Source organism: Cronobacter sp. EKM101R (genome assembly GCF_963888145.1).
Lineage (GTDB): Bacteria > Pseudomonadota > Gammaproteobacteria > Enterobacterales > Enterobacteriaceae > Cronobacter > Cronobacter turicensis.
Genome location: NZ_CAWPHW010000001.1, coordinates 753,856 through 767,291 on the forward strand (window position 1 = coordinate 753,856; position 13,436 = coordinate 767,291).

Here is a 13,436-nt window from a genome sequence, read left to right on the forward strand (position 1 = left end):
GAGCGGCTGACAGTTTTACGCGATTGCGCGCCTCCCGGCAAGCGCTCTTTAGACCGCGGCGGGCTGGGTCGTGACGCCAAGGCCGAGGCGCAGACGATTTACCCAGCCGCAAACGCTGCCCCAGGCGAGCAGACGTAGCGCCGTCTGCGCGTCAAAACCGGCGTCTGTCAGCGGCTCAAGTTGAGCGTGACCAAACCGCGCCGGCGCGCGGGTCAGCATCTGCATCGCCTGGATAATCGCGCGTGCTCTCGGGTGGTGATGGCTCCAGGCGAGCAGCGCCCGTTCGCCGTTGCGCGCCGCATCCTCAAGCCCGGGTTCGTCGCGCAGGCGCAGCGCGGCCTCATCAAAACAGCTGACGCTGCCGTTGATGCGCGCCGATACCAGGGCCACCAGCGCGGCGTCAGACGTGATTTCTTGTCCGCGAAGCGAGGCGAGCAGGGCGGCGAGGCCCTGCAGCGCGCAGGCGTCATGCGCCAGCAGGGAGAGCAGCGGTTGCAGCAGCGGTTCGTCAAGCGCCGCATTGTAGGCCGCCTGTTGTTCGGCGCTGGCCCAGCCCATTTCGAGCGTCGGGAGATCGGGCTGCCAGCGGGGTTCGTGCGCGGTGAAAAGCGACGCGGGCGCATCCTGCTGCATATCGATACCGGGCAACCAGCGCGCCGGCTGACCGGGCTGCGCCTGCAGCAGGGCGACCGCGCGGGCCTGGAAGCCCACGAAGCCGATAATCTGCGTAAAGGTGACGATGTCATGCACCGACAGCCCGGCGTCTTCCAGTTGTGTCCGCGCCGCGCTATCGATAAGCGTCGGCGAGCTGGCGAGCTGGCGCGCGGTTTGCGTAAGCAGCGTCAGGCGGCGGTTGCTTTCGCGCGACGAATCTGGCCCCGGCTCTGGCGCCAGACGGGCGGCGTAATGGTTGCACAGCCGCTGCACGCCGCAGACCTGGGCTACGGTCAGCGCGGTGCTGAGGCGGTCATATACGCTGAGCGTATGCAGGCGGGTTACGTCGTGCTTGTCAGGCAGCAGGGAAGGGATAAGCGCACGCGCGGCGTCGCACCACGGCGCATGGGCGGCGATATTCGCGTCATCCAGCGGCAGGTCGAGCAGAAAACGGTCCTCCACCTTTGCGGCTTCGGGAACTAACGGCAGCGGATCTGCCGGACAGAGGCTGGACTGGGTTTCATGATACCAGTGGCTTTTGCCGGTAAGGCGGCGTTGTTCCATGGTCGTTCCTTGTCTGAAAATGAGCGCCCGGAACGGCGGAAACACTGCGCAGCGCCGGGCAAGTCACGCACAACTATCCTGGCGTAACACGTCACGGCGATAAAAGATTGTTCGGTGATAACAAATATCAGAAAGGCATAAATAAAAAGGGCAGGTTGAAAACCTGCCCTTTGGCGAGAAGCCGGAGGATTATTTCAGTTCCAGCTCATTCATCGCAGCGATGCTGAAGCCGCCGTCAACGTGAACCACTTCACCGGTGATACCGCCGGAAAGGTCGGAGCACAGGAACGCGGCGGAGTTACCCACGTCTTCGATGGTGACGGTGCGACGGATCGGGGTGACCGCTTCGCAGTGCGCCAGCATCTTACGGAAATCTTTAATGCCGGAAGCCGCGAGCGTGCGGATCGGGCCTGCGGAGATGGCGTTAACGCGCACGCCGTCCGGACCCATCGCGTTCGCCATGTAGCGTACGTTGGCTTCCAGAGACGCTTTCGCCAGACCCATCACGTTGTAGTTCGGGATAGCGCGTTCTGCGCCCAGGTAGGAGAGGGTCAGCAGCGCCGCGTTCGGGTTCAGCATAGAACGGCACGCTTTCGCCATTGCCACAAAGCTGTATGCGCTGATGTCGTGCGCGATTTTGAAGCCTTCACGGGTTACGGCGTTAACGTAGTCGCCGTCCAGCTGGTCGGCCGGCGCGAAACCGATGGAGTGTACGAAACCGTCAAATTTCGGCCAGACTTTGGCAAGCTCGGTGAACAGCGCGTCGATGCTTTCATCTTCCGCAACGTCACACGGCAGCACGATGCTGGAGTCCAGTTGAGCGGCAAACTCTTCCACGCGGCCTTTCAGCTTGTCGTTCTGGTAGGTGAACGCCAGTTCAGCCCCTTCACGGTGCATTGCCTGTGCGATACCGTACGCGATGGACAGTTTGCTGGCTACGCCAGTCACCAGAATGCGCTTACCGGTAAGAAAACCCATAGCTTTTAATCCTTATCGTCATTGTTATGGCGGCAGGCCGAAAACGCCAGCCGTCGTTAAAACGCGGCGATTCTAACATGACTCGCCGGAGGAGTTAATCCGACCACTACAGATGGCGGATTAGCGGTCTTTCCGCCAGGCGTCGGCGGTTAAGGCTTCGCCAAAGTGGCTGGCGATAAGCCGTTTGGTTAAATCGTGCAGCGGCGAGGCGAGAACATCGGCCGTGCTGCCGCGCTCCACCACTTCGCCCTGATGCATCACCATCACCTGATCGCTGATGTGTTTCATCATGCCGATGTGCTGGGTCACATAAATATAAGAGATACCCTGTTTTTCCTGTAATTCCAGCATCAGGTTGATTAACTGCGAACGCATCGACATATCAAGCGACGCCAGCGCCTCGTCGGCGATAATCACTTTCGGGCGCAGGATCAGCGCGCGCGCCAGGCCCAGACGCTGCTTCTGACCCGGCGCCAGCATATGCGGATAGTAGCTCACGTGATCGGGCAGCAGGCCGACCATGCGCAGCGTCTCTTTAATGCGTTTGGCGCGCGCCTCCGGCTCCAGATCGGTATTGAGCCGCAGTGGGAAGTCGAGAATCTGCGAAATCCGCTGGCGCGGGTTAAGTGATGTCGACGGGTCCTGGAAAATCATGCGGATCCGCTGGCTGCGAAACGAATAATCGCCAAACGTCAGCGGATGATCGTCAATCACCAGATCGCCCGTGGTAGGCGCGACCATGCCAGCCAGCATTTTGGCGAGCGTGGATTTGCCGGAGCCATTCTCGCCGATGATGGCCAGCGTCTGGCGTTCGCGAAGCGTAAAGCTCAGCGGCTTTACCGCCTCGACGGTCTGGCGGCGAAACCAGCCGGTGCGGTAGCGATAGGTTTTACTCAGGTTGCGAACCTGCAACAGCGTTTCCACCATTTCACTCTCTCTCCATGTTCAGCGGGAAATGGCAGGCGAAAAGATGATTTTTCGGCCCGTCGAGACGCGGGGTTTCGATGCATTTGCGCTGGGCATACGGGCAGCGCGGCCCGAGGCGACAGCCAATCGGCAAATGCTCAAGCAGCGGGATGGCGCCCGGCAGCGTATTAAGGCGGCTTTTATGCGGCATCGCGCTGCCGAAATCCGGGATCGCGCGGATCAACGCCTGGGTGTAAGGGTGGTGCGGCGTGGAGATCAGCTCCTCGCTCGGCGCGGTTTCCACGGTTTGCCCGCAGTAAAGCACGTCGATGCGGTCGGCCCACTGGCTCAGCATCTGTAAATCGTGGCTGATAAGCAGAATGGTGGTGTTGTTATTCTGGTTAAGCCGCGAGAGCAGGCGGAAAATCTGCGCCTGGGTGGTCGGTTCCATCGCGTTGGTCGGCTCATCGGCAATCAGCAGACGCGGCTGGTTAGCGAGCGCAATCGCGATCATGACCTTCTGGCATTCGCCTTCCGTCAGCTCATACGGGAAGCTGCGCATGGCGTCTTTATGATCTTTGATCCCGACGCGGTGCAGCAGTTCGATAGCCCGGCGCTTGCGCCAGCCGAAACGCTGCCACCAGCGGCCTTTGTACGTCCAGCCAGGGATGTTTTGCATCAGCTGGCGGCCAATTTTTTCCGAGGGATCAAGACAGGATTGCGGCTCCTGGAAAATCATCGACACGTTATGGCCCACCAGGCGGCGGCGCTCGCGCGGCGAGAGGCGCAGCAGGTCGATATCGTCAAAGCGCATACGGTCGGCGGTGATGCGCCAGTTGTCTTTCGTCACCCCGCAGATCGCTTTCGCAATCAGGCTTTTACCGGAGCCCGATTCGCCCACCAGCCCGCGGATTTCACCTTCAGGCAGGCTCAGGTTCACGCGGTCGACCGCTTTCACCCAGCCTTCGCTGGTCTTAAATTCAATCGTCAGATTACGGATATCCAGCAGCGGCATTACTCCACCCCCGCGTCAATAGCGCGACGAATGCCGTCGCCCAGTAAATTCACCAGCAACACGCTAATCATGATGGCAGCGCCCGGCAGCATCACCGTCCAGGGCGCGACGTAGATAAGCTCCAGCGCGTCGCCAAGCATCGCGCCCCATTCGGGCGAGGGGAGCTGCGCGCCGAGATCGAGAAAACCGAGCGCTGCGATATCGAGAATCGCAATCGACAGCGCGCGGGTAATTTCGCCGACCAGCACCGACGCGGTGTTAGGCAGCACGGCGAACCACAGAATATTAAAGGTGGTCGCGCCATCCAGCCGCGCGGCGATGACATACTCTTTTTCCAGCTCGTCATGCACCATGCTGTACACCGAGCGCACCATGCGCGGCACCAGCGCCAGCCAGACGGCCAGCATCGCATGGCTGAGTTGCGGTCCCGCGAAGGCGACGACAATAATCGCCAGCAGCAGCGATGGAATGGAGAGCAGCGTGTCGAGCACATGATTCAGCACCGCCGAGCGCAGCCCGTGGGTGGCGCCTGCCAGCACGCCCAGCAGCAGCCCGCAGAGGGTCGCGGCCAGCGTCACCACGAATGCGCCGCCGATGGTCGGCGCGGCGCCGCTCAACAGACGGCTTAACAGATCGCGCCCTAAATCATCGGTGCCGAGGAAGAATGAAACTTCGCCGTAGCGCGACCACGACGGCGGCAGCAGCTGATAGCCGAGAAACTGTTGATCGATGCCGTAGGGCGCGAACACCCTGCCGAACACGCATAACAGCACCAGACCCGCACAGCCGTACAGGCCTATCATCGCGACGGTGTCGCCGTAGAATTTGCGCCAGACGGTGCGCAGCGCGCCCGGCGGGCGTTTTTCGCGATAGACGCTATCGTAAGGCATACCATTCCTTATGTTTCAGCGGGTTCGCCAGCGCGCCCAGAATATCGGAAATCACGTTCACCAGGATAACCAGCGACCCCACGACCATCACGCCTGCCGAAATCGCGGCGTAGTCCTGCTGGCGAATGGCATTAATCAGCCAGCGGCCAAGCCCCGGCCAGCTAAAGACCATTTCCGTGATCATCGCGAGCGTCAGCATGGTGGAGAATTGCAAGCCCAGGCGCGGAATAACCGGCGGCAGGGCGTTATGCAGCACGTGGCGGCGCAGAATGGTCAGGCGCGACAGCCCGCGCGTGGCGGCCGCTTTGATGTAGTTGCGCTCCAGGATCTCCACGGTGCTGACGCGCACGAGGCGGATCACTTCGGTGGTCGGCGCGACGGCGAGCGTCAGCACCGGCAGCACCATATGGCGCAGCGCGCTTAAAATCATCTCGTGGCGCCACGGCGAGTCGGAAAGCCAGGCGTCGATCAGCGCGAAACCGGTCACCGTTTTCACTTCATACAGCAGGTCGAAGCGCCCGGAAACCGGGAACCAGCCGAGCGTCAGCGAAAAGAAGAGGGTGAAGAGCAGCGCCAGCCAGAACACCGGGATCGAAAAACCGAGCAACGCTACCGCGCTGATAAGCTTATCCTGCCATTTATGGCGCAGGATGCCTGCCGCCATACCGACCGGAATGCCCACCAGCAGCGCCAGGCCAAACGCCAGCACGCAAAGCTCCATCGTAGCCGGGAAAACCTCACGCAACTGTGTGGAGATGAGTTGGCCGTTAATACTGGAGACGCCGAAATCCCAGTGCAGCACGCTGTCGCACCAGAACAGCCAGGCGTTCCAGAGCGAAGCGCCCTGGAGCGGCGCGTGCGGCGTGAAATAGCTCAGGCAAAAGCCGACCACGGTCAGGAAAAACAGCGTGATAACCAGCAGCACCAGCCGACGCAGGGTAAAGATAATCATGGCTGTTTATCCTCAGTGGGTTCGCGCGAGACGCCCGCGAACGAGGCGTTGCCAAACGGGCTCAGCACCAGGCCTTTCATATCGTAACGATACGCCTGCAGCCGCAGCGATGACGCCAGCGGCAGCACCGGCAGCTGTTCGGCGAGGATCGTCTGAGCGCGGGTGTAGGCTTCAATCCGGTACGCCAGCTGTTGCGATGAAAGCGCCGATTGCAGCACGCCGTCAAAATCGCGATCGCACCAGTGGGCATAGTTGGTTTGCGAGCGGATGGCCGCGCAGCTTAACAGCGGACGGAAAAAACTGTCCGGATCGTTACTGTCCGTCGACCAGCCCGCGAGCGTTAAATCGTGGTTCATGTCCATCAGGCGGGCCTCCTGGAAGCGGCCCTCCACCGGAACGATATCCACCGTTACGCCCACCTGCGCCAGATCCGCCTGCAACAGTTCTGCCGTTTTGAGCGGGCTCGGGTTCCACGCCTGGGAGCTGGTGGGCACCCAGAGCTTCAGCGTCAGGTTTTCAAGCCCCAGCGCTTTCAGCTGCGCGCGCGCTTTATCCGGGTTGTATTCGGTGATCTTCGCGTTGTTGTCATACGCCCAGGAGGCGCGCGGCAGAATCGACGCGGCGGTTTCCGCCGTGCCGTAATAGATAGACTGCATCAGACGCTGGTTATTAATGGCCAGCGCCAGGGCGTGGCGCACTTTAGGGTTATCGAGCGGCGGCTTATGGGTATTAAACGCCAGATAAGCGATGTTCATACCGGGGCGCAGCGTCAGGCGCAGGCGCGGATCGTCCCTGAGGCTGGTGAGCTGGCTCGCGGCAGGCCAGGCCAGCACGTCGCATTCGCCGGTCAGCAGCTTCGACAGACGCCCTGTGCCGCCGGAGCCGAGATCGATAACCACCTGCGGCATCTGCGGCTTGCCGCGCCAGTAGTCGTCGTGGCGCAGCAGGCGAATATATTGCCCGGCGCGATATTCGCCGAGACGGAACGGCCCGGTGCCGACCGGTTCGCGATCCATCTCCTCCTGGTTGCCGCTGCGCTCAAGCGCCGCCGCGTACTCCGCTGACATTACCGACGCGTAATGCGTGGCGAGATGCCATAAAAAGGAGGCGTCCGGCTGGCGTAAGCGAAACTCCACGGTGCGGTTATCCAGCTTGCGCACGCTACGGACGTTATCGGCGAACTGAAGGCTGTCGAAATAGGGGTAGCTGCCGCCGTTGACGTTATGCCACGGGTGTTTCGGGTCGATAATCCGCTGGAAGCTGAACACCACGTCGTCGGCGTTCAGCGCGCGCGTGGGCGTAAACCAGCGGGTGTGCTGAAACTGCACGTTGGGGCGCAGGCGAAAACGCCAGGTAATGCCGTCATCCGGCGTTTCCCAGCTTTCGGCAAGCTCCGGCACCAGCCGGTAGGTATAAGGATCAACATCCAGCAGCCGGTCATAGAGCTGGGCGGCGAGCGTATCGACCGTCAGCCCGCTACCGGCTTTTTGGGGATTAAACGTATTAACCTGGCCATTAACGCAATAGACAAATCCGCTCTGGCGGATATCGCCGGGCGATTCGGCGGGAGGCGCAGCAAAAGCCGGTACGCTCAGTAGCCCGAGCGTCGCTAAAAAAGAGGAGAGAATTCCGCGCATAAGTTTTTGAGTTGTTTTAGTCACCAGGCAAAGTGTATCGCACTTACGCGGCCTGCGTAAAAAACTCTGCGGGCGTTTGGGTTAAAAGTATCCGCCCTTAGCGAATTTCATGTTTTTTCAGCAGCGCGCGCAGCTGGTGATAGGTTAAACCGAGCAATTCCGCGGCCTGTTTCTGATTATATTTCGCCGCCTGCAGGCTCGCCTCCAGCAACCGTTTTTCTTCATCATGCTGCCATTTGCGCAGGTTCAGCGGCAGAGACGGGCCGCCCGCAACCATACCAGCCGTCGCCACTGGCACCATGTCTGCCTGCTCGCGGCGAAACGGATCGAGAATAATGTTATCCACCGGTTCGTCGCTGCTGGCGTGACGATAAACCGAGCGCTCGACCACATTTTTCAGCTCACGGATATTCCCCGGCCACCGGTAGCCGAGCAGCGTTTCGCGCGCCCGTTCGGTAAAGCCCGGAAAGAGGGGTAGGCCCAGCTCGCGGCACATCTGGATGGCGAACTGCTCCGCCAGCAGCATAATATCGCTGTCGCGCTCGCGCAGGGCGGGGAGCAACACCACATCAAAGGCGAGCCGGTCGAGCAGGTCGGCGCGAAATTTTTCGTCTTCGACAAGTTGGGGCAGATCGGCATTGGTGGCGCAGATAAGACGCACGTTCACCTGCAACGGCTGGCTGCCGCCAACGCGCTCCAGCTCGCCATATTCAATGACCCTTAGCAATTTTTCCTGCACCAGCATCGGCGCGGTGGCGAGTTCATCCAGAAACAGCGTGCCGCCGTCGGCGCGCTCAAATCGCCCCGGATGGCGCTTCTGCGCGCCGGTAAACGCCCCGGCCTCATGGCCGAACAGCTCGGAATCGAGCAGGTTTTCATTCAGCGCCGCGCAGTTGAGCGAGATAAACGGCCCCTGCCAGCGGCGCGACAGATAGTGCAGGCGGTGGGCGATAAGCTCTTTGCCTGTGCCGCGCTCGCCAATAATCAGCACGGGTTTATCGAGCGGCGCAAGCCGGGAAACCTGTTCCAGCACTTCCAGAAACCGGTTCGCCTCGCCAATCAGGTTATCTTTGTATTCTGTCATGATGAAATTCACCACTTAGTAGCGTATATCACTACTCTAGCCTGGAAGGGGATCCCGGTAAAATTTTAACTCTTCTTTAAAATCAATAGATTAAAAAACTGGCACGGAGTTTGTATTAAGCCATACAGCAAGGGCTTAGCCCGTCTTACCATGTAGAGGATGAAATTATGGGTATTTTTTCTCGTTTTGCCGACATCGTGAACGCCAACATCAACTCCCTGCTGGAGAAGGCTGAAGATCCACAAAAACTGGTTCGCCTGATGATTCAGGAGATGGAAGACACGCTGGTGGAAGTGCGCTCAACCTCAGCCCGCGCGCTGGCGGAAAAGAAACAGATTGCGCGCCGTATTGAGCAGGCTAACGCGCAGCAGGCCGAATGGCAGGAAAAAGCCGAGCTGGCGCTGCGTAAAGATAAAGACGATCTGGCCCGCGCGGCGCTTATCGAAAAACAGAAACTGACCGACATTATTCGTGCGCTGGAAGAAGAAGCGACGCAGCTTGATGAAACGCTGGCGCGCATGAAACAGGAAATCGGCGAGCTTGAGAATAAACTCAGCGAAACCCGCGCGCGTCAGCAGGCGCTGACGCTTCGCCATCAGGCGGCGTCTTCCTCGCGCGATGTGCGTCGTCAGCTCGACAGCGGCAAAATCGATGAAGCGATGGCGCGTTTCGAATCCTTCGAGCGTCGCATCGATCAGATGGAAGCCGAAGCGGAAAGCCATGGTTTTGGTAAGCAAAAATCGCTGGATCAGCAGTTCGCCGAACTGAAAGCGGATGACGATATCAGCGCGCAGCTGGCGGCGCTGAAAGCGAAAGTGCAGCAGCGCGACGGCGAATAATCGCCCGCGTTGACAAGGAGCGCGGCGGCGATGGCCGTCGCAATATCGACCCGTAAGGAGAATCCATGAGTGCACTGTTTCTGGCTATACCGTTAACGCTGTTTGTGCTGTTTGTGTTGCCGGTCTGGCTCTGGCTTCACTACACCAACCGCTCCGGGCGCGACGCGCTGTCCCAGAGCGAGCAGCAGCGCCTGGCGCAGTTAAATGACGAGGCGCAGCGTATGCGCGAACGCATCCACGCGCTGGAACAAATTCTCGATGCCGAACACCCGAACTGGAGAAACCAATAATGACGCGTACGTTTAGCGGCAAAAAACTGGGACGTCTTCCCCGCGAAGGCATGGTGAAGGGCGTTTGCGCTGGTATCGCGCACTATCTCGATGTGCCTGTCAAACTGGTGCGTCTGATAACCGTGCTGTCGATGCTTTTCGGGCTGTTCTTTATCACCATCGTCGCCTATATCGTGCTGACATTCGCGCTCGACCCGCTGGATGAAACGCAGGAAGGGGAGGCGGCGCCGACCAGCAGTGAGCTGCTGAATGCGGTCGATGCCGAGCTTGCCGCAGGCGAGCAGCGTTTACGCGCGATGGAGCGTTACGTGACGTCGGACGCCTTCTCGCTGCGCAGCCGCTTCCGCCAGCTATAATGAATGTATCAGGGGGCCGCGCCCCCGGTTATAAAGGAGCCGCCATGAATTCCACCACCCGTTGGCAACGAGTCTCCCGCCGTGCGAAGCCCGGCCTGAAAATCGCCGGCAAACTGGCGTTAATGACCGCGCTGCGTTACGGCCCGGCAGGGTTTGCCGGTTGGGCGGTGAAATCCGTCGCCCGGCGACCGCTTAAAATCGCGCTGGCGTTTGCGCTTGAGCCGCTGTTAAAGCGTCTCGCGAAACGTGTCTCGGCGCGTTATATCACTAAACCTTCCCGTAAATAGCCCGAGCCCCTCGGGCTTTTTTATTTCTGGCATTTTTTGCGCTACTTCACAATTACTCACGATCATTTCCGGAAACCGGGTTTTATTCCTAAAAGCAAACTTTTCGCGCGTTGACACCTCTATTTGCCAGGGGTAGCCTTTCTCCGTGGGACCGCTACCATGGAAATGTTATCAATGGAAAAAATAACAACCGCCGCGATAAATTTCGGCGTGATTAAAAGTCTGATTGCGCAAATTTATGGCGATATATTTAATCAGGCGCATTTCAGCGCGCTTGAAAAACATATTTTTCAAACACGCAGTGAAATTACCGCACCACGTAAAAAAGGGTGGGACGAAACGGATGTGGTATTAATTACCTATGCCGATCAGTTCAGCGCGCCGGGTGAAAAACGCCTTGCGACCTTTCAGCGTTTTTTTGAAATCTGGTTAAAACCGCGCTTTTCACATATTCATCTTTTGCCGTTTTATCCCTGGTCGTCCGACGACGGGTTTTCCGTGGTGGACTATCACCGCGTCGACCCGCAGTGCGGCGACTGGCGCGATATCGCCAGGCTTAATCAGCACGCGCGGTTGATGTTCGATTTTGTCTGCAACCATATTTCCGCGCAAAGCGAATGGTTTGCGGATTATCTGGCGCAAAAACCGGGTTATGAAGATTTCTTTATCGATGTCGATCCCCGCACCGATTTATCCGCCGTCACCCGGCCGCGAGCGCTGCCGTTATTAACGCCGTTTACCATGCAGAACGGACGCGTGTGCCATCTGTGGACCACCTTTAGCGAAGACCAGATTGACCTTAATTTCGCTAATCCGGCCGTGCTGCTGGCGATGGTGGATGTCCTGCTGCATTACCTGCGCGAAGGGGCGCAATATGTCCGCCTCGATGCCGTCGGGTTTATGTGGAAAATACAAGGTGAAAATAAATACATATAAATCAATGAATTAAAATGCACATTCCGAAATCATTCGAAATTCATTCGAAATTACACGAGTATTTCTTTCCACTCTCGCCCGCGACCATCACGGTACTTGTCAGTCATCGCTGATGTTTTATGGCCGAGAATTGCTTGCGCAAAATCTTTGCCGTGTTCTTCGGCGTATAACCTTCCTGACAGGCTTCTCACCTCATGGAATGGGGGAGGGTCTCCCTCCCACTTCAGCCCCGTTGCGCTACGGGCGGCACGAAAGCGCTCTGATATTGCACTAACTGATTTCCCGCCGAGTATTTTATCGTGACCGCCATTAATGGCCCGGAGATTTTCCAGCACATCACCGAGATAAACGCCCAGTCTGTCTATACCTGTGGTGGTGGAGATCTTAAGCATGGCACCGGTTTTGCTCTGTATAACACAGAGTTTTTCGTCAACGATGTCACTCCATCGCATGGCCGCAAGGTCGCTTTCCCTTTGCCCGGTTACAAGCGCCAGATCGAGACAGAGCGGCAGCCAGTCTGACATAAGTCCTGCCTGTTTGTGAATCTCCAGGTATTCGACCAGAAGAAGACGACTTCTTTTCAGCTCCGTTTTGAATGGTCTCGTTGCAGCCGCAGGGTTTTCACTTGTCAGCCCGGTAGCTATCGCTGTTCTGAAAATATCGGACAGCAGCGCACGGAACTGGTTAGCGATGGCGTATTTCCCACCATTCGCTCTTTCTTCAAGAAAGCCGCTCACCATTCTTACGTCAATGCTATTAAGGGGCGTGCCAGAAAAATAATCTGTGATTTTCATTAGCTGGTGGTTGTGCCTTTTAAGTGTGATCGGTTTTAGTTTCCTTCTGGCAATTTCCTCCCTGAAATTTGCCAGAACCTCATCGAACATTATCACGCTAACGTTGTTAATCCGGTCTGTCAGACTTACGCCCTGGGATGAGTAAATTGCCATATTGGCTGCTACTGCCTCATTAATAGCGTAGCGTTTATCTCGCCCTAAACCGTATTCTTTCCCCGTTCCTGGGTCGCGATAGCTGTAGTAACCATTGCGAACATACAGATTAGGAGGGAGTTCGCGTGTTTTGGCGCTTCTTCGTCGTGCCGCCATTTTTTATTCTCTCTCTGAGGTTTGTATCACTTGGAGCTTGCGGAGATGTTTTCAGTAACGGATTTATTTTCACTGCCGTTTCTTCTACAAGATATTCTCTGCCGTCCATATATGGAGGCGGCTGTATTCTTCCCGCACGAGCCCATCGGCGCACGACCTCCATGCAGCGAGGGCGGGGCTGACGCGCATTCCATTCTTTAAGTGTAATGAGTGCCATATTTACCTCATTCATTTTAAATGCCTGTAACGGTGGTATGTGATTTTTAAAAATCACTTGACCTTCTTGCAGAAATTTTTGTCGGTTTTACGGCGCGCTGGCCTCCGGGATTTCTGATTGCAGATGGATAACTCCGCCAGCGAGATCAATGGCTCTGGCCGCAAATCAGGCCGCGGCAGGATTATTGCGGGATGTCCTCATCGAAGCTGTCCGTATCCTGGCCTGGTTGCAGGGCAGGGAAGGCGTACTCAACCCCCTCAAGCTCAATCCACAGCGTGTTACGACCGGCTTTAATGGTCGGCCAGTCCATGCCCTTAATGCGTTCCCAGGAGCGGGAACAGAACACTTTTTCGAGCAGGTCGGCTTTGGCGCGTTTCGCGTCGTTGCTGGTGCCGCCGTGATGTTTGTTCAGCAGTTCCACAATCTCATCAAGGGCGATCTCTTTGGCGCGCTTCTCTTTCTGCCAGGTTGGCTGGCCGTCGTCGGCAAACAACTCGCCATTGTCGCGGGAGGTATCCACGCCTAAATGCGTGCCGCCAAGATTCAGAAATTCAATGTGCGGCTGAAAGTGTTTAAAAGTCGGGTTTGAGAACGTCTGGCCATCGATACGGGTAGAGCGATCCTTGAGAATACGCGCGGTGCGCCATACCCGCCCGGACTCCAGATCCATCTGCTTTTCCATCTGGATCAGGATTGAAGGCTCATAACCCGTCTCGGTTTCTGCTTTC

Annotated in this window: 14 protein-coding genes and 2 pseudogenes; 5 read left to right on the forward strand and 11 right to left on the reverse strand. The window is 57.9% G+C overall.

From position 1 onward, the window contains the following. Positions 1-48 precede the first annotated feature (48 nt). The 8 genes from AACV31_RS03690 to pspF all read right to left on the reverse strand — a co-directional run bounded on the left by AACV31_RS03690 (position 49) and on the right by pspF (position 8,680). Positions 49-1,218 carry a CMD domain-containing protein gene (locus AACV31_RS03690; RefSeq protein ID WP_165154358.1) on the reverse strand — a complete coding sequence of 390 codons (1,170 nt, stop codon included), beginning with the start codon at positions 1,216-1,218 and terminating at the stop codon, positions 49-51. Between the two features lie 189 nt (positions 1,219-1,407). After that, positions 1,408-2,196 (reverse strand): enoyl-ACP reductase FabI, encoded by a 789-nt coding sequence (gene fabI / locus AACV31_RS03695; RefSeq protein WP_015741435.1) that lies wholly within the window; start codon positions 2,194-2,196, stop codon positions 1,408-1,410. Positions 2,197-2,316: 120 nt separating this feature from the next. Beyond that, complete coding sequence (sapF, locus tag AACV31_RS03700) at positions 2,317-3,123, reverse strand: putrescine export ABC transporter ATP-binding protein SapF (protein WP_007698262.1); 807 nt, start codon at positions 3,121-3,123, stop codon at positions 2,317-2,319. A gap of 1 nt (position 3,124) precedes the next feature. Then, positions 3,125-4,117, reverse strand: a complete 993-nt coding sequence (gene sapD, locus AACV31_RS03705) for a putrescine export ABC transporter ATP-binding protein SapD (protein ID WP_075198731.1) — start codon at positions 4,115-4,117, stop codon at positions 3,125-3,127. Continuing rightward, the gene (sapC, locus tag AACV31_RS03710) at positions 4,117-5,007 is read right to left on the reverse strand and encodes a putrescine export ABC transporter permease SapC (RefSeq protein ID WP_007761889.1); all 891 of its coding nucleotides are present in this window, start codon (positions 5,005-5,007) and stop codon (positions 4,117-4,119) included. The genes sapD and sapC overlap by 1 nt, the downstream gene beginning before the upstream one ends. Continuing rightward, entirely contained in the window at positions 4,994-5,959 is a 966-nt protein-coding gene (gene sapB, locus AACV31_RS03715) for a putrescine export ABC transporter permease SapB (RefSeq protein WP_075198730.1), read from the reverse strand. The genes sapC and sapB overlap by 14 nt, the downstream gene beginning before the upstream one ends. Further along, positions 5,956-7,596, reverse strand: a complete 1,641-nt coding sequence (sapA, locus tag AACV31_RS03720) for an ABC transporter substrate-binding protein SapA (protein WP_075198729.1) — start codon at positions 7,594-7,596, stop codon at positions 5,956-5,958. Before sapA ends, sapB begins: the two co-directional genes overlap by 4 nt. Before the next feature lie 97 nt (positions 7,597-7,693). Further along, complete coding sequence (gene pspF / locus AACV31_RS03725; RefSeq protein WP_165154356.1) at positions 7,694-8,680, reverse strand: phage shock protein operon transcriptional activator; 987 nt, start codon at positions 8,678-8,680, stop codon at positions 7,694-7,696. Between the two features lie 167 nt (positions 8,681-8,847). Here pspF and pspA point away from each other — a divergent pair, with 167 nt between their 5' ends. The 5 genes and pseudogenes from pspA to AACV31_RS03750 all read left to right on the forward strand — a co-directional run. Then, the gene (gene pspA, locus AACV31_RS03730; RefSeq protein WP_007761881.1) at positions 8,848-9,519 is read left to right on the forward strand and encodes a phage shock protein PspA; all 672 of its coding nucleotides are present in this window, start codon (positions 8,848-8,850) and stop codon (positions 9,517-9,519) included. A gap of 65 nt (positions 9,520-9,584) precedes the next feature. Continuing rightward, the gene (pspB, locus tag AACV31_RS03735) at positions 9,585-9,809 is read left to right on the forward strand and encodes an envelope stress response membrane protein PspB (RefSeq protein WP_007761880.1); all 225 of its coding nucleotides are present in this window, start codon (positions 9,585-9,587) and stop codon (positions 9,807-9,809) included. Then, positions 9,809-10,165, forward strand: coding sequence for an envelope stress response membrane protein PspC (gene pspC / locus AACV31_RS03740; protein WP_007776398.1), 357 nt, complete (start codon positions 9,809-9,811; stop codon positions 10,163-10,165). The genes pspB and pspC overlap by 1 nt, the downstream gene beginning before the upstream one ends. 44 nt (positions 10,166-10,209) lie before the next feature. Beyond that, the gene (gene pspD / locus AACV31_RS03745; RefSeq protein WP_007761875.1) at positions 10,210-10,452 is read left to right on the forward strand and encodes a phage shock protein PspD; all 243 of its coding nucleotides are present in this window, start codon (positions 10,210-10,212) and stop codon (positions 10,450-10,452) included. A gap of 174 nt (positions 10,453-10,626) precedes the next feature. Further along, positions 10,627-11,370 (forward strand): annotated as a pseudogene (locus AACV31_RS03750) (alpha-amylase family glycosyl hydrolase); the annotation flags it as partial. Between the two features lie 68 nt (positions 11,371-11,438). Here AACV31_RS03750 and AACV31_RS03755 read toward each other — a convergent pair. From AACV31_RS03755 to AACV31_RS03765, 3 genes and pseudogenes are all read right to left on the reverse strand, one after another. After that, positions 11,439-12,491: a phage integrase Arm DNA-binding domain-containing protein gene (locus tag AACV31_RS03755; protein WP_165154354.1), complete on the reverse strand. Its 1,053-nt coding sequence runs from the start codon at positions 12,489-12,491 to the stop codon at positions 11,439-11,441. Next, on the reverse strand, positions 12,445-12,723 hold the full coding sequence (locus AACV31_RS03760; RefSeq protein WP_339379913.1) for an excisionase: 279 nt from the start codon (positions 12,721-12,723) through the stop codon (positions 12,445-12,447). The genes AACV31_RS03755 and AACV31_RS03760 overlap by 47 nt, the downstream gene beginning before the upstream one ends. A gap of 166 nt (positions 12,724-12,889) precedes the next feature. Continuing rightward, positions 12,890-13,436 (reverse strand): annotated as a pseudogene (locus tag AACV31_RS03765) (AAA family ATPase); the annotation flags it as partial.